General features: G+C 70.0%; 18 protein-coding genes and 3 pseudogenes. 17 read left to right on the plus strand and 4 right to left on the minus strand.

What is annotated here, in order from left to right:
- Positions 1-129 precede the first annotated feature (129 nt).
- Both K9S39_RS10345 and gap read left to right on the plus strand, forming a co-directional pair.
- The gene (locus tag K9S39_RS10345) at positions 130-1086 is read left to right on the plus strand and encodes a GlxA family transcriptional regulator (RefSeq protein WP_248863060.1); all 957 of its coding nucleotides are present in this window, start codon (positions 130-132) and stop codon (positions 1084-1086) included.
- Positions 1087-1190: 104 nt separating this feature from the next.
- On the plus strand, positions 1191-2189 hold the full coding sequence (gene gap, locus K9S39_RS10350; RefSeq protein ID WP_248863061.1) for a type I glyceraldehyde-3-phosphate dehydrogenase: 999 nt from the start codon (positions 1191-1193) through the stop codon (positions 2187-2189).
- Between the two features lie 493 nt (positions 2190-2682).
- Here gap and K9S39_RS10355 read toward each other — a convergent pair whose 3' ends face one another.
- Complete coding sequence (locus tag K9S39_RS10355; RefSeq protein WP_248863062.1) at positions 2683-3948, minus strand: MFS transporter; 1266 nt, start codon at positions 3946-3948, stop codon at positions 2683-2685.
- Positions 3949-4048: 100 nt separating this feature from the next.
- Between K9S39_RS10355 and K9S39_RS10360 the strand changes: the two genes are divergently transcribed.
- The 11 genes and pseudogenes from K9S39_RS10360 to K9S39_RS10410 all read left to right on the plus strand — a co-directional run bounded on the left by K9S39_RS10360 (position 4049) and on the right by K9S39_RS10410 (position 11956).
- Positions 4049-4501, plus strand: a complete 453-nt coding sequence (locus K9S39_RS10360; protein ID WP_248863063.1) for a winged helix-turn-helix transcriptional regulator — start codon at positions 4049-4051, stop codon at positions 4499-4501.
- 170 nt (positions 4502-4671) lie between these two features.
- A complete protein-coding gene (locus K9S39_RS10365; protein ID WP_406707899.1) occupies positions 4672-4908 on the plus strand; it encodes a hypothetical protein in 237 nt (78 codons plus the stop codon).
- The gene (locus K9S39_RS10370; RefSeq protein WP_248863065.1) at positions 4905-5120 is read left to right on the plus strand and encodes a LexA family protein; all 216 of its coding nucleotides are present in this window, start codon (positions 4905-4907) and stop codon (positions 5118-5120) included. Before K9S39_RS10365 ends, K9S39_RS10370 begins: the two co-directional genes overlap by 4 nt.
- Before the next feature lie 506 nt (positions 5121-5626).
- Positions 5627-6470: pseudogene (locus K9S39_RS10375) on the plus strand (SDR family oxidoreductase).
- 218 nt (positions 6471-6688) lie between these two features.
- Positions 6689-7063 (plus strand): annotated as a pseudogene (locus K9S39_RS10380) (DUF6193 family natural product biosynthesis protein); the annotation flags it as partial.
- Positions 7064-7319: 256 nt separating this feature from the next.
- The gene (locus tag K9S39_RS10385) at positions 7320-7781 is read left to right on the plus strand and encodes a hypothetical protein (RefSeq protein WP_406707900.1); all 462 of its coding nucleotides are present in this window, start codon (positions 7320-7322) and stop codon (positions 7779-7781) included.
- Complete coding sequence (locus K9S39_RS10390; RefSeq protein WP_248863067.1) at positions 7778-7993, plus strand: hypothetical protein; 216 nt, start codon at positions 7778-7780, stop codon at positions 7991-7993. The genes K9S39_RS10385 and K9S39_RS10390 overlap by 4 nt, the downstream gene beginning before the upstream one ends.
- Positions 7990-8451, plus strand: coding sequence for an SUKH-3 domain-containing protein (locus K9S39_RS10395; RefSeq protein WP_248863068.1), 462 nt, complete (start codon positions 7990-7992; stop codon positions 8449-8451). Before K9S39_RS10390 ends, K9S39_RS10395 begins: the two co-directional genes overlap by 4 nt.
- A gap of 584 nt (positions 8452-9035) precedes the next feature.
- Positions 9036-9827 (plus strand): VOC family protein, encoded by a 792-nt coding sequence (locus tag K9S39_RS10400; protein ID WP_248863069.1) that lies wholly within the window; start codon positions 9036-9038, stop codon positions 9825-9827.
- A 375-nt stretch (positions 9828-10202) separates the two neighbouring features.
- Positions 10203-10796 carry a TetR/AcrR family transcriptional regulator gene (locus tag K9S39_RS10405; RefSeq protein ID WP_248863070.1) on the plus strand — a complete coding sequence of 198 codons (594 nt, stop codon included), beginning with the start codon at positions 10203-10205 and terminating at the stop codon, positions 10794-10796.
- Complete coding sequence (locus tag K9S39_RS10410; RefSeq protein WP_248863071.1) at positions 10787-11956, plus strand: FAD-dependent monooxygenase; 1170 nt, start codon at positions 10787-10789, stop codon at positions 11954-11956. The genes K9S39_RS10405 and K9S39_RS10410 overlap by 10 nt, the downstream gene beginning before the upstream one ends.
- A gap of 53 nt (positions 11957-12009) precedes the next feature.
- Here the strand turns inward: K9S39_RS10410 and K9S39_RS10415 are convergent, their stop codons facing one another.
- Positions 12010-13011, minus strand: a complete 1002-nt coding sequence (locus K9S39_RS10415; protein ID WP_248863072.1) for a class I SAM-dependent methyltransferase — start codon at positions 13009-13011, stop codon at positions 12010-12012.
- A gap of 121 nt (positions 13012-13132) precedes the next feature.
- Here K9S39_RS10415 and K9S39_RS10420 point away from each other — a divergent pair, with 121 nt between their 5' ends.
- Together K9S39_RS10420 and K9S39_RS10425 are read left to right on the plus strand one after the other, a co-directional pair.
- On the plus strand, positions 13133-14287 hold the full coding sequence (locus K9S39_RS10420; protein ID WP_248863073.1) for a DUF1266 domain-containing protein: 1155 nt from the start codon (positions 13133-13135) through the stop codon (positions 14285-14287).
- 151 nt (positions 14288-14438) lie between these two features.
- Complete coding sequence (locus K9S39_RS10425; RefSeq protein ID WP_248868676.1) at positions 14439-15338, plus strand: YihY/virulence factor BrkB family protein; 900 nt, start codon at positions 14439-14441, stop codon at positions 15336-15338.
- 112 nt (positions 15339-15450) lie between these two features.
- Here K9S39_RS10425 and K9S39_RS10430 read toward each other — a convergent pair whose 3' ends face one another.
- The gene (locus K9S39_RS10430) at positions 15451-15762 is read right to left on the minus strand and encodes a 4a-hydroxytetrahydrobiopterin dehydratase (protein ID WP_248863074.1); all 312 of its coding nucleotides are present in this window, start codon (positions 15760-15762) and stop codon (positions 15451-15453) included.
- 276 nt (positions 15763-16038) lie between these two features.
- Here K9S39_RS10430 and K9S39_RS10435 point away from each other — a divergent pair, with 276 nt between their 5' ends.
- On the plus strand, positions 16039-17889 hold the full coding sequence (locus tag K9S39_RS10435; protein WP_406708132.1) for a hydroxysqualene dehydroxylase: 1851 nt from the start codon (positions 16039-16041) through the stop codon (positions 17887-17889).
- A 190-nt stretch (positions 17890-18079) separates the two neighbouring features.
- A pseudogene (locus K9S39_RS43345) lies at positions 18080-18322 on the plus strand (transcriptional regulator); the annotation flags it as partial.
- A 52-nt stretch (positions 18323-18374) separates the two neighbouring features.
- On the opposite strand, the gene K9S39_RS10445 reads toward K9S39_RS43345, so the two are convergent.
- Positions 18375-19790 carry an amino acid permease gene (locus tag K9S39_RS10445; protein ID WP_248863076.1) on the minus strand — a complete coding sequence of 472 codons (1416 nt, stop codon included), beginning with the start codon at positions 19788-19790 and terminating at the stop codon, positions 18375-18377.
- Positions 19791-20057 lie beyond the last annotated feature (267 nt).

Below are 20057 nucleotides of genomic sequence, written 5' to 3' on the forward strand. Positions count from 1 at the left end.
GGAACCTGGTCACGCAAGGTGGAACCGCGCGATGTCCGCGCCCATGTCGACACAGTGCCCGCGGACCTGCGCGGCTTTGGGAACCGGGTTGATGCGCCGCCCCCCGCCCCCCTGCGTACCCTCTTCCCCGTGCCAGTCTCACCCCTCTATCACGTCGCCGTCCTCGTGCTCGAAGGCGCGAAGCCTCTCGATGTGGGTATTCCTGCGCAGGTGTTCACGACCCGCGCGAGCATGCCGTACGAGGTGCGGGTGTGCGGCGCGGCACCCGGCCTCGTGACCGGCGGCGACGGCCTGTCGTACCACGTCGCCCACGGCCTCGATGCGCTTGCGTGGGCCGACACCGTCTTCGTCCCCGGCTACCGGTTCCCGGACCACGACGACCCGCCGCAGGCCGTCGTCGACGCGCTGACCGCCGCACACGATCGGGGCGCGCGGCTCGCCGCCATCTCGACGGGTGCCTTCGCGCTCGCCGCCACGGGCCTGCTCGACGGCAAGCGCGCCACGACACACTGGCACTACACGCGGGAGCTCGCGGCGAAGCATCCGCTCGTTCAGGTCGACGAGAACGTTCTGTTCGTCGACGAGGGCAGCGTGCTGACGTCGGCCGGCGCCGCCTCCGGCATCGACCTGTGCCTGCACATTCTGCGCGGCGACCTCGGAGTGGCCGCGTCCAACCACGCTGCCCGGCGCCTGGTCGCGGCCCCCTACCGCAGCGGCGGACAGGCGCAGTATGTGCCGCGCAGCGTGCCCGAGCCGCTCGGCGAGCGGTTCGCCGCCACCCGCGAATGGGCGCTGCACCGGCTCGGCGAGCCACTCACCCTGGAGGTGCTCGCCCGTCATGCGGCGGTGTCGCCGCGCACGTTCTCGCGGCACTTCGTCACAGACACCGGGTGCACGCCGATGCAGTGGGTCATGCGCGCCCGGATCGATGTGACCCGCGAGCTGCTCGAACGTTCGGAGCGGAGCGTCGAGCAGATCGCCGCCGACGTCGGTCTCGGCACAGGTACGAATCTGCGGCTGCACTTCCAGCGCATCCTCGGCACCACGCCGAGCGAGTACCGGCGCACCTTCACCCGGGGCGAGTAGCCCGCCGCCGCATGGCGCGATCCTTTCGAACCGTGGCGCTCACGCCGCTGCCACGGGGCGGATGCCGCGCGCGAACCTGGTGGCGAACCGAAGGGACACCACTCTTGACTCGCATCGCCATCAACGGATTCGGCCGCATCGGACGCAATGTGCTGCGCGCACTGCTGGAGCGCGACAGCAACCTTGAGGTCGTCGCCGTCAACGACCTCACGGAGCCCACCACCCTCGCGCGGCTGCTCGCCTACGACACGACGGCCGGCCGGCTCGGCCGCCCGGTGACCGTCGACGGGGACGCCCTCGTCGTCGACGGCCGTCGCATCACGGTGCTCGCCGAGCGCGAACCGGTGAAGCTGCCGTGGGCCGAGCTCGGCGTCGACATCGTGCTCGAGGCGACCGGCCGCTTCACGTCGGCCACGGCCACTCGCGCCCACCTCGACGCGGGCACGAGGAAGGTGCTCGTCAGCGCGCCATCGGACGGCGCCGACGTCACGCTCGCGTTCGGGGTCAACACCGACGCGTACGACCCGGCCGCGCACACGATCGTTTCGAACGCCTCGTGCACGACCAACGCGCTTGCGCCGCTGGCCGCGGTACTCGACGAGCTCGCCGGCATCGAGCACGGCTTCATGACGACGGTGCATGCCTACACGCAGGAGCAGAACCTGCAGGACGGTCCGCACCGCGACGCGCGACGCGCCCGCGCCGCCGCTGTCAACATCGTGCCGACCACGACGGGCGCCGCCAAGGCGATCGGCCTCGTGCTGCCGAACCTTGCCGGCAAGCTGTCGGGCGACTCGATCCGGGTACCGGTTCCGGTGGGCTCGATCGTCGAACTCAACACGACCGTCGCCCGCGACGTGACGCGCGAGGACGTGCTGGCGGCGTACCGCGCCGCGGCGCAGGGGCCGCTCGCCGGCGTACTCGAGTACTCGGATGACCCGCTCGTGTCGTCCGACATCACGGGCAATCCGGCCTCGTCGATCTTCGACTCGGCTCTCACCCGCGTCGACGGCCGCCACGTCAAGGTGGTCGCCTGGTACGACAACGAGTGGGGCTTCTCGAACCGCGTGGCCGATACGCTCGAACTCCTCGCCACCAGCTGACCGGAAACCGGGCAGTGCTTCTGCGGAGGCCGCGCTGCCCAGCGTCTCCTGTTCGTGCTCCAGTTGGCCAGCCGGGCCAACTGGAGCACTCAGCCAGTTACTTCCTGCCAATGTCAGACGCTGGTGGGCGATCCGAGGCCGGTGCAAACAAGCGCGGCAAAGCACCGCAGGTGCCGACAAGAATGTCCTGTCGGTTCCAACTGCAGTGTCCCGCCGCCCGAAGGGAAGCAGGTCGCCAGACCCCCGCAGTTCCCACTACCCCGTCCCGGCACAGCAGGGTAGTTGTTGGGCCGGGCTGGTGATCCCGTCTTCGGTGAAGTGGTAAGGGCGCTGTACGCGAGGGCTGCGCTGGATGCGGAGCTCTGGGGCTGTACGCGGCCGAGGCAGCTGTTACGGCCCCAGCAACATGCGCCAGCTGTGTCGCCGCTCCCTGGAGGGCCGCACAGTCCTCTGGCCCGCGGCGCGCCCGTCACTCATCGTTCGGCGACGACGCTCAGGCTTCGCTGCGAGAGGTCACCTTGGCGGCGGGGTCCGGGGTGCTGTGTCGAGTGAACGCCCACAGCACGAGCCCGAGGCAGCTGAACGCGGCACCCAGTGCGCATACGGCGCCCCAGCCGGCCACCGTGTAGAGGGAGGTCGCGGCGATGGCACCGGTGGCGCTGCCGATCGAGTAGAAGACCATGTATCCGCCGATCAGCCGGCTGCCCGCGTCCAGGTGCAGCGCGTAGACCAGGGTCTGGTTGGTGACATGGACCGCCTGCACGGCGAGGTCGAGAAGGATCACCCCGACGACCAGGCCCCAGAGCGAGCTGCGGGTGAAGGCCAAGGGCAGCCAGGAGGCGGCGAGCAGTGCCAGGGCGATGCCGGTGGTCCGCCGGGAGAGTCCGCGGTCGTTCAGGCGGCCCGCCACGGTCGCGGCCAGGGCGCCGGCGACACCGATCAGCCCCAGCGCCCCGATCGCGCTGTGGGGCAGAAAGTACGGGGCCTCGCTGAGCGGCAGCGCGACGCTGCTCCAGAGGGTGCTGAAGGCGGCGAAGATCAGCAGACCGAACAGGGCCCGGAGCCGCAGCAGTCGTTCCCGTGCGAACAGGGTGATCGTGGAGCGCAGGAGCTGTCCGTAGCGCAGGGTTGTCGGCTGAGCGTCACTGTGGCGTGGCAGCACTCGGTACAGGATCAGGGCGAGCAGAGCGGTGAGCGACGCCGAGGCGAGGTAGACGGAGCGCCAGCCCGCGAGATCGGCCATGAGGCCGGATGCGGTGCGGGCGAGCAGGATTCCGATGACCACGCCGCTGGTGACCAGACCGACGACCCGTCCGCGCCCGGCGGGAGGGGCCAGTGATGCCGCGAAGGCCACCAGCGTCTGCGTGACGACCGCGAGAAGCCCCGTCGCGGCCATGCCCGCGAGCAGGATCGCCGCCGTGTGGGCGGCGGCTACCACGGCCAGCGCCACCACCAGGAGCAGCAACTGGGCCACGATGAGCCGTCTGGGGGCGGCCACGTCGCCCAGCGGCACGAGGAAGAAGAGTCCCAGCCCGTATCCGACATGCGTGAGGGTGACCACGCTGCCGACAAGCGCCGGGCTCATGGCGAGGTCGTGGCCCATGGTCACCAGGAGCGGCTGGGAGAAGTAGACGTTGGCCACCGCGGCCCCGCAGGCGACGGCGAACAGTATGACGACGCCACGGGACAGGACGAACGCGGAACCTTCCCGGCTTCGGGCCTCGGTCCGTCGTGTCACAGCCTCACCGTTGCCGGGCATCGGCACTCCCCCGCATATCTGGTTTCATCTTGCTACCAATGGCGACGGCGACGGTAACCTTTTTGGTAGCATGTTGCAACCATTGAGAGTGAGGGACGCCATGGTGACCAGGACGCGCTTCGACGACAGCGAATGTCCCGTCGCCCGGTCGGTGGACGCGATCGGCGACTGGTGGTCCCTGCTGATCGTGCGGGACGCCTTCGACGGAAGCCGGCGCTTCGGGGAGTTCCAGCGCAGCCTCGGCGTGGCGAAGAACATCCTCACCGCGCGTCTGCGCACCCTGGTCGCCGGCGGTGTCCTCGAATCCGCTCCCGCCTCGGACGGCAGCGCCTACCGCGAGTACGTGCTGACTCCGAAGGGCAAGGCGCTCTTCCCCGTCATCGTGGCACTGCGGCAGTGGGGCGAACAGAACTTCTTCGCCCCCGGCGAAGCACACTCACAGTTGGTCGACCGCCGACAGGGACATCGCCTCCGCGCACTGGAAGTGCTGTCCGCGGACGGGCGACGACTGAACCCCGACGACGCCACCGTCCACAAGATCTCCACCCAGTGACCCGAGCCGGACACCCGGTGCCGCACCACGGCTTCGGCTACCCGACCACAACTGCTCGCCAGCTCCGACACGCGACCGCCAAGCGAGGCGCTCAGTCACATCGATCGGCGTCACATTCACCCGTGAGCGCGCTGCACCATAATTCGAACATGTGATGCAATCTCGGGGTGATGCCTTACGCCTTCCCCGACGACCTCCTGCAAGCCCAGCGCGACTGGTACACCGCGTACCGGCAGCTCGCCACGACAGAGAATCCCGCCCAGACCACGGTCCTGCGGCGCACGCTGCAGCGGCTGTCCGTACGAATCACCACCCATCCGTACTGGGCAACCATCCCGGGCCGGGCGCCAGCTGCCCGTATGGCGCTGAAGCAGCAGGCATGGGAGCCAGAAGAGGCCAGCTCATGACCGCCGGCTACCTGGCCCACCCGCAAATACGGATCGCGCGAGCCATCCGCGAGCTGACCGACAGCGCCGGCTATCCGCCGTCCATACGAGAGATCGCGGACGAGGTCAGGTTGAGTGCTTCGACGGTGGCCTATCACCTGCGGGCAATGGAGCGTCACGGGATCGTCACCCACACCCCGCGTCGCAGTCGTTCGTACCAGGTGCTGCAGTAGGCGAGATCGGGCCGAGCCGGGCGGCCGGCGATCCTGCCGCCGTAAGCATGTGCATGCCGCCGCCCAGTGGCAGCAGCAATCAGCTGGGGGCTGGGCTGCCTACGCCGCCGACGTTACCCGCCGCGCCCCGGAGAACCGATGAAGCTACCCATCACCATCCATCAAGCACGCCTCGGGCCTGTGGAGTTCAAGGTGATCCGACCAGCCCGGCCATTGGCCCGCGCCGCGCTCATCGAGCACGACCGTGTTTGCCCGCGGCTGACGGCCCAGCGTGGCCGGGCACGCCGTAAGCGCGCGGGCCAGCGGACGGAGGCCGAGGAAAAGTGTCCGGTGCGAGGCCGGAATCAGTCTGGGCCGCAGTTTGGGGCCCAGCCCCGTTCCCAGGGCCGCCTCCAGGAGCCGTGGGACGGGCAGTCCATCACTGGGCCGTTGGGCAGTTACTGCCGCCGCTTCTGCCCCAAGGCTTGCGGACGGAAGCTGACCGCAAGCCTCCCTACGGTCGTTCCATGACGCAGAAGCAGAAGATTCTTGTCACCGGCGCTACCGGAACCGTCGGCCGCCAGGTCGTCGCCGAACTACTCGCCCGCGGCCACGCGGTCCGCGCCCTCACCCGGGATGCCACGAGCGCCGTCCTCCCGGACGGCGTCGAGGTCGTCCAGGGCGACCTGGCCGAACCCGACAGCCTGATCCCGGCCCTGGAGGGCGTCACCGGCCTCCATCTGATCACCTTCGGCGGGGCCTGCTTCACCCCGCTGGAGAGCGGCCCGCGGATCCTGGAGCTGGCCCGCGCGGCCGGCGTACGCCGGGTCACCGTGCTGCACGGCGGCGGACCGTCCCTGCTGGAGGACGCGGTGCGTGCCGACGACAGTGTGGACTGGACCGTGCTCATGCCGGTCGAGTTCATGGCCAACGCCCTGGAATGGGCGGACCGGCTCGTGGCCTCGGGCGAGGTCCGCGAGCCGTTCGTCTCGCGGACCAGCGCCATGGTCCACGAGGGCGACATCGGCGCCGTCGCCGCGGTCGCGCTCACCGAAGAGGGCCACGGGGGCCAGGAGTACGTGATCACCGGTCCCGAACTGCTGACCGTCGGCGACAAGGTGGCGACGCTCGCCGCCGCCCGCGACCGGGAGATCGCCCTGGTCGAGCTGACCGAGGCAGTGGCGCGCGATTGGACACCCGGAGGACGTGATCGGCTTCCTCATCGAGGCGTACGGGAACACCCCGGAGGTGAGCCGTACGGTCGTCGACACCGTCGAGAAGGTCACCGGCCACCCGGCCCGCACCTTCGCCCAGTGGGCCGCCGAGCACGCGGACGCCTTCACGGCGCAGTCCCCCGCGGCCACGGCATAGCCCGGACCGTACGCGGGACGGACGCGGAAGGATCCGCATCACAGGTGACAACCGCGTCCGCCCCCGCCCGCGCCCGACAAGGCCGGGGCGACTTCCGCTCTCCTCAATGCGACATTGAACGCAGTCGACCACCGCGTCGAGGGACGTGGATCCCTGCTGCCAGGACCTGCGAGATGACGCCCGGAACGGATGCTCCGCAGGGCCGAGACATCGTTGAAGCAGGCTGGCATGCCGTTCGTGAGGACGGACGAGTCCGAGATGAACTGGTTGACGCTGCCTGCCAGGAGCCCCGCCCGCGGCAGTTGTTCCCTTGGACCGGCATGGGTGAACTGCACTTCAGTCGTTGCACCGAATGCCGCCGGAGCTGGGACATTCCCGAAATTCAGCCCGCAAGAGGCGGCGGCTACTGGATCTCCGGCCCTCTCCGCCACGAGTTGGTCGGCCCGGCAACAACCAAGGGAGAGGCGGTCGCCATGGTTGTCGAGCGACTCCCTCTCGGGTGCGGCCCAGCCTTCGCGGAGACGCCCGAAGAGCTCGCGGACTATGAGGCCGCAGCACCGCCCCTGCATGGCAGCAGTACTTCCAAGCCCTGATCCGGCACCCGCTCTCGGCCACCCCTCTGACAGCGAAGGCCGAGCGTGCGTAACTGCCGCCCCGCTCCGGTAGTTCGCCGGTCCCGTGCTGGAGCGAGGCGGCAGTGCGGCAGCGTGTAAGTGTGGGTGCCAGTCAGTGCCCGTTGGCGGCGCGGCGACGGGAGGCGATGACCAGGCCCGCGCCGGCGTACAGAACGGCGGCGCTGCCGCCGATGGCCCAGGGGGGTGGCCGAGCTGGCACCGGTGGAAGCCAGCTGTGCGTCCCAGCCCGAGGATTCGGCGCAGCCAGGCAGCAGTTGGCACCCGCACGTACACCGGCACTCAGCTCAGCACCGCCGGCCGGGTCCGCTACGAGTACGACGCCGCAGGCCGCACCACGCAACGTCAGATCACCCGCCTGTCGAAAAAGCCCGCCACGTGGCACTACACCTGGGACGTCGAGGATCGCCTCACCCTCCCTGGCCCCTACACCATGAGCTGGGACCACCGGGGCCTGCACCCGCTCGCCCAGACCGAGACCATCACGACACCGGCCACGGCCGACACACCGCAGGACCAGATCGACCGCCGCTTCTTCGCGATCGTCACTGATCTCGTCGGCACCCCGACTGAACTCGTCGACACGGCCACGAACACCATCGCCTGGCGGGCCACCCCGACTCTCCGGGGCCACACCACATGGGCGGCCGATCGGCGACCGGCCACGAGAAGGCCGTGAGCGACGCGATGCCCGACGAATCGCAAGGCACGGACGGACGCCCGCCTGGTGTGTGCGGAGAGCCGCGGATGTTCACCAATGCGATCAAGGACGGTGCAGATCCAAAGAACATCGATCTGGTAACCGTCAACACCAAGGGCAAGAAGTTCAAGATGTGCGACAACTGTAAGTCGTGGGTTCCCGATTTCGGGGGAGAGGTTTTGACAGGATGAACGACAACCCTGAGCGACCGGCGATCCAGAAACTGCGGGACGCCCTGTCGGGAGCCGCGAACTTCGAGGTCCACCCGCTGGACATCGAGGAGGCCTGTCGCCGGTACGCCGAGGACGGGTACGAAGTCACCCCTCAGCTCCGGGAGTTCCTTGAGAACTACGGCGAACTCACCGTGACCTGGCGATTCCGGGATTCGGAGGTGGAGGTCACGACGTCGGTCGAGAGGACGCTGGAGGCTACGCACGCCACGCCCAGGAACGCGCGTATCTTCGCCAAACGTCTCGGCGAGCCCGTCCTGGTGGTCGGTCCCGCTTTCGAGACCGAAGAGTGCGTGCTGCTGGCGGAGAGCGGCGACATCCTGCTCGCCGGAGACGCCGGATTCCAGAGAGTCGCGAACGGCTTCGGAAACGCGATTCGCGCCCTCATCGCAAGCGACCTGGACAAGACGTTCTTCTGATTCTGGAGCGGTCCCTGGGAGCTTGTCTCACCCACCAGGGACGGCCTGAGTCCGCAATTCCGCCCAACCGGACACAGGCCAGGGGCTCTTTCGTTGGTCACGCACCTTGCGACCATAAACGCGACGGCAGCCGGTGAACGGTAGCGGTGGAGTTGGCGAGTCGATCAATCCGGAAAGGCCGAGCAAGTCCCGACTTCCTCCCCGAACGCGTATCCTCCTCAGGAACTGAGCGCCTCGTCGTCCCGAGGTCTGCGACAGAGCCGGAATGTGTGCCCCTCGACAACAAGCGCGCACGCAGACGGCCTCGACTCCGGCAACCGCCTCGGCCCGGCCCCACCACCTTCGAGCTGGGCTGACCGGCATCGACATCGGCATCCGTACCCGGCGGTGACGGCCGGGACGCGGACGGCGAGGACCTGTCCGGTCAGGCCCTACGGCCCGCTCGCCCTGTCCCGGGCGGGCGGGCCGTTCCGGTGCCGCGTCGCCGAGTGGCGGGCTCGGCGGGCGGCGGCAAGTGTGGAGAAAGGGGCCCTTCGACGGGTCCACAGACCGAAGGGGCAGGCCCCGCTCCCGAGGAGGCACCGATGCCCGACGTCACCGCTCCCTACCAGCCCGGGACTCCCTGCTGGGTCGATCTCGCGGCCCTCGACCAGCAAGCCGCCCTCGACTTCTACTCCCACGTCTTCGGCTGGAGCGGCGGGATCGGGCCACCGGAGCACGGCGGCTACTCCGTGTGCCTCCTCGACGACAAGCCGGTGGCCGGCATCATGGCCGCGACCCCGATGGACGACCAGCCCGCGCCGCCGACCGTATGGACCACCTATCTGGCATCGGCCGACGCGAACGCCACCAAGCAGGCCATAGAATCCGCCGGCGGCACCGTGGTCATGCCCGTCATGGACGTGACGACGCTGGGCCGGATGGCCATCGCGGCCGACCCGACCGGTGCGGTGTTCGGCATCTGGCAGGCCGTCGACTTCCCCGGCGCCGGCATCGTCAACGAGCACGGCACCGTGATCTGGAACGAGCTCAACACCACCCATCAGGACGCGGCAGCGGCCTTCTACAAGACGGCGCTGGGCATCGACAGCGAGGCCGTGAAAGGCGCCGAGGACTACTTCGCGCTCAAGGTGAACGGCCGCCCCGTCGGCGGCATGCAGTCCCTTCCGCCGGATCTGCCGCCCGGCGCACCCTCCCACTGGCTGACGTACTTCGCGGTGGCGGACACGGACGGAACGGTCGCCAAGGTGACGGCGGCCGGCGGCTCGGCGCTCAGGGAGCCGTTCGACATGATCGCGGGCCGGATGGCCGTGGTGACGGACCCGCAGGGCGCGACCTTCGCGGTGATCGCCCCGAAGCCGATGAGCGAGGGGTGAGACAGGGGAGCTGACGTGGTGTCAGGCGCTGCTCGGCGTGACACCGCTGACGCCGCCGGTCACGGCCGCGCGGTGGAGGCACGCGTTATCCGTCAAGCCTTGTCGCAGGTCAGGGACTGGTACAAGTCTTCAGGCAGGTAAGCCACGTTGCTGTGTGCCTGCGGGTCCAGCGGGTTCGTCGAGGCCCTTGCGGCAGCGCACCCATACCTCGCCGAGCTGTACGGCCTCGGCTCGGTGACCGAGGTCGACAAACATGTGCTCGATTCCGGCCGACCGTGCTCGTCCCCGCCCATGGCGATGGGTCCGGTCGCACCTAGAATCAGGGCAGTCGTACAGGACGAATGATCAGGGCGACCGCCCTGGAAGGAGGGGCGTGTGACATCTTCGGCGGCGGCGCGCGGACATGAGGTACGGCAGCGGCTGCTGACCGCCGCAGTCGAGCTCATCCCCGAGCGCGGCTGGACCGCGGTGAGCACGCGAATTCTGGCCGAACGTGCCGGGGTGACGCCGAGCGTTGTGCACTACCACTTCCCGTCCCTGTCGGCGTTGCTGAACGAGGCCGTGGTCGGCCTCATGCGCCGGGCACTGGCCGAGCTGGACGCCCTCCTGGACACCGCGCGTACCCCTGTCGACGCGGTCGACGCGATACTCGCGTCGGTGGACCAGTACACCGGGGCCGATCCGACATCGCTGCTGACCGTCGAGGCGTACCTGGCGGCCACGAGGGACGAGCGGCTGCGCGAACAGATCGGCGACGTGGTCGAGGTCTTCCAGCAACGGTTCGGCCGCTGGCTGGGCGAGCGTGGGGTGCCCGCACCCGACGAGACCGCCGCCGTCCTGGTGGCCGCCGTCGACGGCCTGCTCCTGCATCGCGGGCTGGGCACCGGCCCGGACGCCGGGCCCGTGGTGACCGTCCTGCGCAGGCTTGTCAGCGAGAGCACCGCAAAGGAGGAGCACGGATGCGAATAGTGATCTGCGGGGCCGGGATCGCCGGTCTGACCCTGGCGAACCGGGTGTCGGCGCTCGGCGGCGAGGCGGTGCTGCTGGAGCGGGCACCCGGCCCCCGCTCCCAGGGGTACATGATCGACTTCTTCGGACCGGGCCACGACGCGATCGAGGCGATGGGGCTGCTGCCCGCGATCGAGGAGGTCGCCTACCAGCTGGATGAGGCAAGCCTGATCGACGAGTACGGCCGCCGTCGTGTCGGTGTGGAGCCCAAGCAGTTCGCCAACGGCCCCCTCTTGAATCTCATGCGGCCCGACCTCGAACGGGTGCTGCGCGAACACCTGCCGACGGAGGTCGACCTGCGGTTCGGTACCGGTCCGGTCGCCGTGGTCGACCACGGCGATGGAATTCGGGTCACGCTCGACGATGGCGCGGAAGTCGAAGCCGACCTTCTTGTCGGCGCCGACGGCATCCATTCGACCGTCCGCCGGCTGGTGTTCGGGGCAGAGTCACGGTTCTTCCGTTACCTCGGTTTCCACACCGCAGCCTTCTCCTTCGACGCCCCGGAGATCCACGCGGCGACCCGGGGCCTGTTCTGTCTCACCGACACCGCCGACAGGCAGATGGGCTTCTACGCTCTCCGCGACGGTAGCGTCGCCGCCTTCGCCGTGCACCGCACGCCGGATCCGGCGTTGCCGGACGATGTCCGGGCGGCCGTGCGCGACTCGTACGGCGGGTTGGGTTGGGTGGTGCCCAAGGCGCTCGACCAGTGCCCGCCGTCGACGGAGATCTACTACGACCAGGTCGCGCAGATCGACATGCCCACCTGGAGCGAGGGAAGGGTCGTACTGGTCGGGGATGCCTGCTACGCCGTGTCGCTGCTCGCTGGTCAAGGCGCGTCACTGGGCATCGCCGGCGCATACCTGCTGGCCGACCAGCTGGCCCGGGCGCAGTCGATCGGCCAGGCTCTGGCGGAGTACGAACGGTTGTTCCGTCCGGTGACGGAAGAGAGGCAGAAGGCAGGCCGTACCAGTGCCCGCTGGTTCTTGCCCGAGTCCGCGTTGCAGCTCCGAGTACGCCGAGCCGCGCTGCGAATGGCCCGGCTACCCATGATCAATCGCTACGTGGCCGCGACCCTGGCCGGTAGATCCACCGCGCTCATCACGAAGACAGCAGTTCACTGACCAGCGGGAATGCGAGTCGGCACGCGGCGGTACGGCGAGGAGGCCGGCCATGGCTACTGCGCGCGGGCCGTGTGGACGGTCTGGGCCGACAGCAGGAAGGCGTCCGGGCGGCGGGTGATGCCCGCGGGGTCGTCGGGGTCGGTGAGGCGGCCGAGGGTCGTACGGTCGTCCTCGTCGAGACGGTCGCCGTACACCTCGACGCTGCGGAGCAGGGTGGCGCGAAGGTGCTCGCGCGCCTCGGCCGACAAGGGGGCCGGCAGGTCCAGCAGGAAACTGCGGGTGCGCGGGGTGCGCAGTCCGGCGTCGGCGAGGAAGGCCGGCCAGTCCTCGACGGCGTCCACGGCGTCCGGCAGCGCCGCCCGCATCTCGGTGAACGCCTCCTCCCCCACCGCGTCCAGGCGGGACTGCAGCCCCGGGCGGCCGATGCCGATGTCACGCGGCAGGAAGCGGGGGTTGAGGCCGCCTTCGAAGACGGCGAGCAGGCCGCCGGGCCGCAGATGGCCGGCGAGGGCGGCCACCGCGCCCCGCTGGTCGCCGACGTGATGCAGGGCCTTGCTGGACCAGATGAGGTCGGCCCCGTCGAGGGCGTCGAGCCCGCCCGGGAGTTCGGCGAGGTGGGTGCGGACGCGGTCGCCGAGCCCCAGGCGGGCGGCGCGGTCGCGAGTGCGCGCCAGGAGGGCTTCGGTGGCGTCCACCGCTACCGCTTCGGCGTCGGGGAAGGCTTGGGCCAGGAGGCAGGTGGTGACGCCCGGTCCACTGCCGACGTCGAGGATCCGGCGTACGGGGTGGGGGCGAGGGCCGGTACGGGGGCCGGTGCGGGGGCCGTCGGGACCGGCGTCGGCGGTCGCGGCGGCCTCGGGGGCATCGGCATCCGTGAGCAGCTCGCGCAGCCAGGCCGCCGCCGCTTCGAAGAACGGCGCCTGGACCTCGGCGCCCTGTTCGAGGAGCGGTCCCAGCACCGCCCAGTCGATGTGCGTGATGTGGTCGTGCGTGGTGTGGTCGCCGATGCCGTGGTCGCTGAGGTGCCTCTGGCCGGGGTTGTCGTGATCGCTCATGGACGGGAGCCTCCGACACGGGAGCGTGCGCGGGCAATCTTCCTTGCCGGTTCGGCAACCCCCGATTCCCGGCGGGCTCCCGACTCACCGTAGGGTCTGGCCTGTGGGTACTCCGGGATGGATGCCGCCGACCGAGACGGAACGGCGGCTGTGTGAAGCGACGGCGCGTGGTGACTGGGACGGACAGGTCACCGCGATCGCCGGTGAGGATCTGTATCTGGCGGCGCCGCAGCAGGGCCAGGACCCGCTGCCCGTCTGCATCGACCCCTCGACCGGCGCCACCTGCATTCCCGTCCTGACGCGCGGCATGCTCCCGCCGTGGCAGCCGCAGCAGTTCTTCGACCGGGTCTCGGTCGAAGAGCTGGCGCAGGACTGGCCGAACGACAAATGGCAGCTGGCGGTCAATCCGGGGACGCCGTGCGCGGTGTATCTGGCCGCCTCACCCATGCACCGCGCCGCCTGGCTGCGGATCCGCGCACACGTCGGCATACGGCCCGGCGGGCTGCTCACCACCCTCCTCCATAGCCCTCAAGGCATGGGAGGTGCCCCCATCGGCGGTCCGCTGCACGGTCCGCTGGCCCATGGGCTGGCGTGCGGCGCGCCGATCGCGGTGCACCACAGCGTGCCGTGGAACGAACTCGGCACGGTCTTTCTCGACCATGCCGCGGACGCGCAGACGCTGCGTGAACAGTGGTCGGTGGTCGATCCGGCCTCCTGGCAGCAGCGCCTTGACCAGCTGCTCGGCGGGCAGTTCGTACCGGCCGACACGGAGGCGGCGCTGCGGGCCCGCGCCGCCAAGGGGCCGAAGGGCGGGGAGGGTCCGCAGTTCGCTGCGGACGCCAAGGGGCCGGAGCGGGATGGCGCCAAGGACACCCAGGGCCGCCAGGGGGACGGCGCCGAGGCGGCCGCGCCCGAGATCCCTGAGATCGTCAGCCGCTATGAGGAGCGGTTCCGTACGGACGGGCTGCTGCCGGCGGACGGCCGGGTCGGGTCGCTCGTCGCGCTCGACCACGCGCACGCCGTCGGCCTCGTCCGCTGGGGGCTCGGCGCCCGGCTGTGCGGGCCGCAGCAGGCCGAACAGGCCGTGCAGCGGATCGGAGCACAGGCCAGGGAGGTGTACGGCTCGTGGCAGGAGTTCGCCGCCGGCTATGCGCTGGGCCGCGTGCTGGCCTTCGACAACGGCTGGTTCGGCCCGCAGTACGCGGAGACCGTGCATATCCACCGGGTCCTCACACAGGACCCGGGCTCCCCATGGCGGGCCCTGGCATTCGCCTGACGCCCGCGCCACGGCGGCAGCGCCGTTGCCGAGACCTGCTCCCGCGCACTCGCGGGAGCGACGGAGAAGGATCGACGAAGTGGACGGACCGGACGAAGCACAGCACGAAGTACAGAACGAAGTGCCGGACCACGCAGAGGACACGGGCGTGATCGGTGTACGGACAGCGGCGGCCGACGTGAAGCGCACCGCACCGGCGACCTGGGCCCAGTACCGCACCGCCCTGCGCCGTACCCCGGTGTCCGTCTGGAACGACGATGTGACGGACTGGGCGGCGAGCCTGACGTACTACTCGGTGCTGGCGTTGCTGCCGACGCTGATCGTCACGGTGTCGCTGATCGGTGTAGCCGATCCCGCGGCCACCGAACAACTCATCAACCAGATCAGTGAGATCGCGCCGGCGGAATCGAGTGCGACCGTGCGCCGCGCGCTGATCAGCATGGCCCATCAGCACACCGCTGCCTGGGTGGTGGTGGGCGGCGCGCTGGCCAGTGCGCTGTGGTCGTCGTCCAGCTATCTCGCGGTGTTCCGCCGCGCGCTGCACGCCATGCACCGTACGAAGGACGACCGCCCGCCGTGGCGCAAGGCGCCGCGTATTCTCGCGACGGCGCTGGTGCTGATGGCGTTGCTGATCAGCAGTGCCGTGGCACTGCTGGCCAGCGGGCCGATAGCGCGGGCTCTCAGCCGGACGCTCGGTCTCGGCGAGACGGGCGAGACGACCTGGAACCTGCTGAAGTGGCCGTTGCTGCTGCTTCTGGCCACCGTGCTGGCGATGGTGCTGTTCCGTTCCGGGCCGCCCAGTTCGCGCGGGGTGCGCCGGGCGGCGCCCGGCGGGGTGGTCGCGGTGCTGCTGTGGCTGGTGTCGTCGGCGGGCTTCGCGCTCTACGCGTCGTACGTCGGCACCTTCAACCGGCTCTACGGCTCGCTCGCCGGCCCGGTGGTGTTCCTGATCTGGCTGTGGTTCTCCCATCTGTCGCTGCTGTCCGGGGCGCAGTTCAATGTGGAACTGGCGCGCGCGGGGCGGGTCGTGAGGGCGCGGACCCACTCCTGAGAGCACCCTGTCCGATCGCTTCGTGTCCTCAACGCGCTCGTGTCCTCAACGCGCTCGCGTCCTCAGAGGGCTGGTGTCCTCAGCGCAGTCGTGCCCAGCGCGGTCGGCGTCCTCAACGCGCTCCGTGGCAGGGGGCGATCGCCTCGATGCGGGTTGCGAGGCCGAAGTCGAGTTCGGTGATCCGGCCGCCGATGCTGCGGGTGTTCACCGAGACGGTGAGGCGGTTGTAGCCGAGGGTCAGGTCGGCGTGATGCCCCAACTCCTCCTGGATCTGTGCGATATGGATCACCATCGCGGCGGCCGGAAGGTGCCGTTTGAAGGCGTAGCGACGGCACAGCAGCTCGCCCTCGACGGACCAGCCCGGCAGTTCCGCGAGGCGGTCCTGGATCTCCTTGTCGCTGAGCGGTTCCACCTGCTCGTTCATGGCGCTCGCCTCCCGAGATGTGTCCGTCGCGGCCCGCCGTCGGTCACGGCCCGCCACCCCTCGCCGTCCGTCATCCGTCGCCGCCCGTTGCCCATGGCGCGTGCTTCGCCATTCCAGCCTGTCACACGCCGAGGGCGCTTTCGCGTCAATGTACGGAGGGGTGAGCCGGTGACCTTCCGTGCTGCATGTGGCCCTTCTAGGCTCCCGCTCCTGATGTGGCGCGTCACCGACGGTAGTGGGGGCGAGATGCGGGACGGTCTGCGCGGCGACACCGGCATGGCGGGCGGCACACAGGGCGATCGGCACGGCACCACACAGAGCACCAGCCGCCGCGGCTTCCTCGGCGGGGCCGTCGGAGGAGCGCTGGCCCTCGGCGGTGCGGCCGCCCCCGGCAGTGGCGTCGTCACCGCGCCCGAGGCCGCCGCGGTCCCGCGTCGTACGACCGGGAAAGGACGGCGGGCGGCCCGCCGGGTCGCCGTACTGGGCGGCGGCGTGGCCGGCCTGACCGCCGCGCACGAGCTGGCCGAGCGCGGCTTCCAGGTCACTGTCCACGAACGCAAACCGCACGGGCTCGGCGGCAAGGCCCGCAGCATGGACGTCCCCAACAGCGCTCACGGCGGCCGGAAACCACTGCCCGGCGAACACGGCTTCCGCTTCATACCCGGGATCTATCACAACCTCCCCGACACGCTCCGCCGTATCCCCTTCCCCGGCAACGCCAACGGCTGCCATGACAACCTCGTCGCCTCCACCGAGGTGATGCTGGCCCGCACCGGCGGCCGCGAGAACATCCGGTTTCCTTTCTCCTCCATCGGCACCCCTCCACCCGTACTAACACCGGACGCGTTCCTCCGGTTGCTGACCGGCCAGCTGGAGACATTCACCCGCCTCCCCGCCCACGAGATCGCCTACTTCGCCAACCGGATGCTGGTCTTCTTCACCAGCTGCGAGCAGCGCCGCCTCGACGTCTGGGAGCACACGCCCTGGTGGCGCTATCTGCGCGCCGACGACATGTCCGCCGACTACCAGCAGCTACTGGCCATCGGGATGACCCGGAACATCGTCGCCACCAAGGCCGAGATCGCCTCCACCAGGACCGTCGCCACCTGCGGTGAGGCATTCATCTTCAACCTTCTGGGGCGGGGCGCGGACGGCGAACCGGACCGGGTGCTCAACCTCCCCACCAATGAGGCATGGATCGATCCCTGGGTGGCCTGTCTCCGCTCCCTGGGCGTGGAGTTCAAGGTCGGCTGGTCCGTACGCGATCTGACCTTGGCCGGCGGACGGATCACCGAGGCCGTCGTCACCGACCCCCAAGGCGCCCGGCACGCCGTCACCGCGGACCATTTCGTCCAGGCGATGCCCGTCGAGCACGCCCGCGCCACCTGGAACGCGTCCGTACGGGCCGCCGATCCCCAACTGGTGCGCTGCGACCGGCTGGAGACCGACTGGATGACCGGCCTGCAGTTCTATCTCACCGAGCCGACGCCCATCCTCCACGGGCATATCAACCACATCGACACCCCCTGGGCACTGACCGCCGTCGCACAGGCCCAGTACTGGAAGGACCGTGACTTTCCCGCCGACTACGGGGACGGCACGGCCGCCGACTGCCTCTCTGTCGACATCTCCGAATGGAACCGGCCCGGGCTCCTGTACGGCAAGACCGCCAAGCAGTGCACCAGGGAAGAGGTGGCACGGGAGGTCTGGGCCCAGATGAAGGCCGGACTCAACGACACCGGTGCCGCCGTCCTCCGCGATGCGACCGTCCACTCATGGTTCCTGGACCCGGCCGTGGACGGCCTCGGCACCCCACACCCCGCCAACGACGAACAGCTGCTGATCCATCCCACCGGCACCTGGTTCAACCGCCCCTCCTCCAGGACCGCGATCCCCAACCTCTTCCTCGCCGGGGACTACGTCACCGTCGACATCGACCTGGCGACGATGGAGGGGGCCAACGCGTCCGCGCGGCAGGCGGTGAACGCGCTGCTGGACGAGGACGGATCGAGCGCGGCGCGCTGCGAGGTCCAGCGCCTCTACCGTGCCCCCGAGTTCGAGCCGCTCAAGGCGGACGACGCCAGGCGCCACCGGCTCGGCCTGCGCAACGCCTTTGACCTGGGTTGACGTAGCTACCCCGGCTCCCCGTCGGCTACCGTCCTCCCATGACCACTGCTGCGGCGCCCTCACCGGGACGACGACGGACGTAGGGACGCTGTTACGCGAATGGCGTGACCGGCGCCGGATCAGCCAGCTGGAGCTGGAGCTGCGCGCCGACTCCTCCGCCCGGCACATCAGCTTCATCGAAACCGCGACGCTGTACGACGAGGTGAGCGGCTATCCGCTGCCCGAGGGCGGCCGGGAGTCCGCGGTGGCCGGGGACCACCTTCCCTTCGCCCTCCCGATGCGGATCGAGCACCGCGGCACAGTCCTGTCCTTCATTTCGTCCATCGCCACGTTCAACACCCCGATGGATGTGACCGTCTCCGAGCCGGCGATGGAGACCTTCCTGCCCGCCGACCCGGAGACGGCCGACCGGCTGCGGACGCTGACGCCGTAGCGGCGGACTCCGGTCGGCCGGGATCCGGCCCGTCCGGAGAACCACCGGAGAACTACGTGACGTCGGCGGCCACGGCCGGCGCGGTGGATGCAGCGGACGCGGTGGATCCGGCGGACGTAGTGGACCCGGTGGACGCGGCAGCCACCGCCGCCGTCGGCTCGGGGGCCGTGTCCCGCCCGCCCCGTCCCGCCTTCCTGGCCGCCATCCACGCATAGACGAGGATACCGGCGAAGAGGAACAGCACGCCCTGGTAGATCGCGGCGTAGCCGGCGCCCGCGACGAGCCAGAAGGTGAAGCCGAAGGCGGTCAGGGCGAGCGTCAGATCACGGGCGAAGCGGGCCGGGCGGACCTTGTCGCGGCGGCCGGTGAGCAGGAAGTAGAGCTGGGCGCCGGCCGCGAGCAGGTACGGGACGGTGGCCGAGAAGGTGGTGATCAGTACCAGGATCTCGAAGACGCCGCCGACGCCGATCAGGTAGTTGACCACGGTGAGGGCGCTGGCCAGCACGGCGGCGGCCAGGACGCCGAAGGTCGGCACACCGCGCCGCTTCGTCAGGAAGGCGGCCGGGAAGAGCCCGTCCTTGGCCGCGGCGTACGGGGACTGGGCGCTCATCAGGGTCCAGCCGTTGAGGGCGCCGATGATCGAGACGACGGCCGCGCCGGCCACGACGGTGCCGCCCCACTGGCCGCCGAACATCGCGTTCACCGCGTCCGAGAACGGCGCCGTGGAGTTCACCAGCTCGTCGTGGGCGACGGTGCCGAAGACGGCGAGGGTGCCCAGCAGATAGACGACGGCGGCGCCGATGGTGCCGAGGACGGTGGCCCGGCCGACGTTGCGCTCCGGGTCGCGGACCTCGCCCGCGCTCATCGCGGCGGACTCCACCCCGACGTACGAGTAGAGGAGGATCGCGGCCGCCGCGGACATTCCGCCCACCGCACTGCCGCCGCCCGCGTTGAACGGGCCGAGCTTGCCGGGGTCGAAGAAGAACAGGCCGACGACGGCGATGAAGAGGAGGGGGACGAACTTGAGGACGGTGGAGACCAGCTGGACCGCGCCCACGTAGCGGGTGCCGGCGAAGTTGGCGAGCGCCGGGAGCCAGAGGGCGCCGAGCGCCACCGCGAGGTTGACGCCGGGGGACGCGTGGCCGGGGACGAGAACGTGCACATAGCCAACGGCGGCGACCGCGAGGGCCGCGTTGCTGACCCAGGTCATGGTCCAGTACGACCAGGCGGACAGGAACCCGGCGAAGTCGCCGAACGCCTCGCGGGCGTAGACGTACGGGCCGCCGGTGTCCGGGTGGCGCTCGGCGAGCCGTCCGAAGACCAGGGCGAGGGCGATGGCGCCGATGGTCAGCAGGCCGAAGGCGGCCAGGCTGACGGTGCCGAAGGGGGCCACCGAGGCCGGCAGCAGGAAGATGCCGCCGCCGATGATGTTGCCCATCACCAGGGCGGTGGCCGTCATCAGATTCATCCGAAACGGCCGCTTTGCTTGAACGTGCTGGTCAGAGGCGGTAGGGGGGACCTCTGCGGCAGGGTCGCGGTGCATGGTGTGTGACGCGTCTCTCATCGTGCTGGCTCGCCGGGGTGCCGACTGCGCCTATGGTCACCGGCAGCACGCACGGCTCAAAATCGCCGCGGATCCTCCTGCCAGTGCCCCTCGCCGGGCGAATATCTTCGGCTGCGCCGTGTCTCTGCAGGACATGCGCCGAGCCTCCGATCGCATCGGCTTCCGTGCGCA

The sequence above is a fragment of the Streptomyces halobius genome, assembly GCF_023277745.1.
Lineage (GTDB): Bacteria > Actinomycetota > Actinomycetes > Streptomycetales > Streptomycetaceae > Streptomyces > Streptomyces halobius.

Bases quoted from the DNA above. Each gene is read 5' to 3' on its own strand.
- K9S39_RS10370 (WP_248863065.1), top strand. From the start codon at position 4,905: ATGACCGCCGGCTACCTGGCCCACCCGCAAATACGGATCGCGCGAGCC.
- K9S39_RS10435 (WP_406708132.1), top strand. From the start codon at position 16,039: ATGGCGGGCGGCACACAGGGCGATCGGCACGGCACCACACAGAGCACC.
- K9S39_RS10430 (WP_248863074.1), bottom strand. From the start codon at position 15,762: ATGAACGAGCAGGTGGAACCGCTCAGCGACAAGGAGATCCAGGACCGC.
- K9S39_RS10395 (WP_248863068.1), top strand. From the start codon at position 7,990: ATGAACGACAACCCTGAGCGACCGGCGATCCAGAAACTGCGGGACGCC.
- K9S39_RS10410 (WP_248863071.1), top strand. From the start codon at position 10,787: ATGCGAATAGTGATCTGCGGGGCCGGGATCGCCGGTCTGACCCTGGCG.
- K9S39_RS10445 (WP_248863076.1), bottom strand. From the start codon at position 19,790: ATGAATCTGATGACGGCCACCGCCCTGGTGATGGGCAACATCATCGGC.
- K9S39_RS10355 (WP_248863062.1), bottom strand. From the start codon at position 3,948: ATGCCCGGCAACGGTGAGGCTGTGACACGACGGACCGAGGCCCGAAGC.
- K9S39_RS10365 (WP_406707899.1), top strand. From the start codon at position 4,672: ATGCCTTACGCCTTCCCCGACGACCTCCTGCAAGCCCAGCGCGACTGG.
- K9S39_RS10420 (WP_248863073.1), top strand. From the start codon at position 13,133: ATGCCGCCGACCGAGACGGAACGGCGGCTGTGTGAAGCGACGGCGCGT.
- K9S39_RS10360 (WP_248863063.1), top strand. From the start codon at position 4,049: ATGGTGACCAGGACGCGCTTCGACGACAGCGAATGTCCCGTCGCCCGG.
- K9S39_RS10415 (WP_248863072.1), bottom strand. From the start codon at position 13,011: ATGAGCGATCACGACAACCCCGGCCAGAGGCACCTCAGCGACCACGGC.
- K9S39_RS10400 (WP_248863069.1), top strand. From the start codon at position 9,036: ATGCCCGACGTCACCGCTCCCTACCAGCCCGGGACTCCCTGCTGGGTC.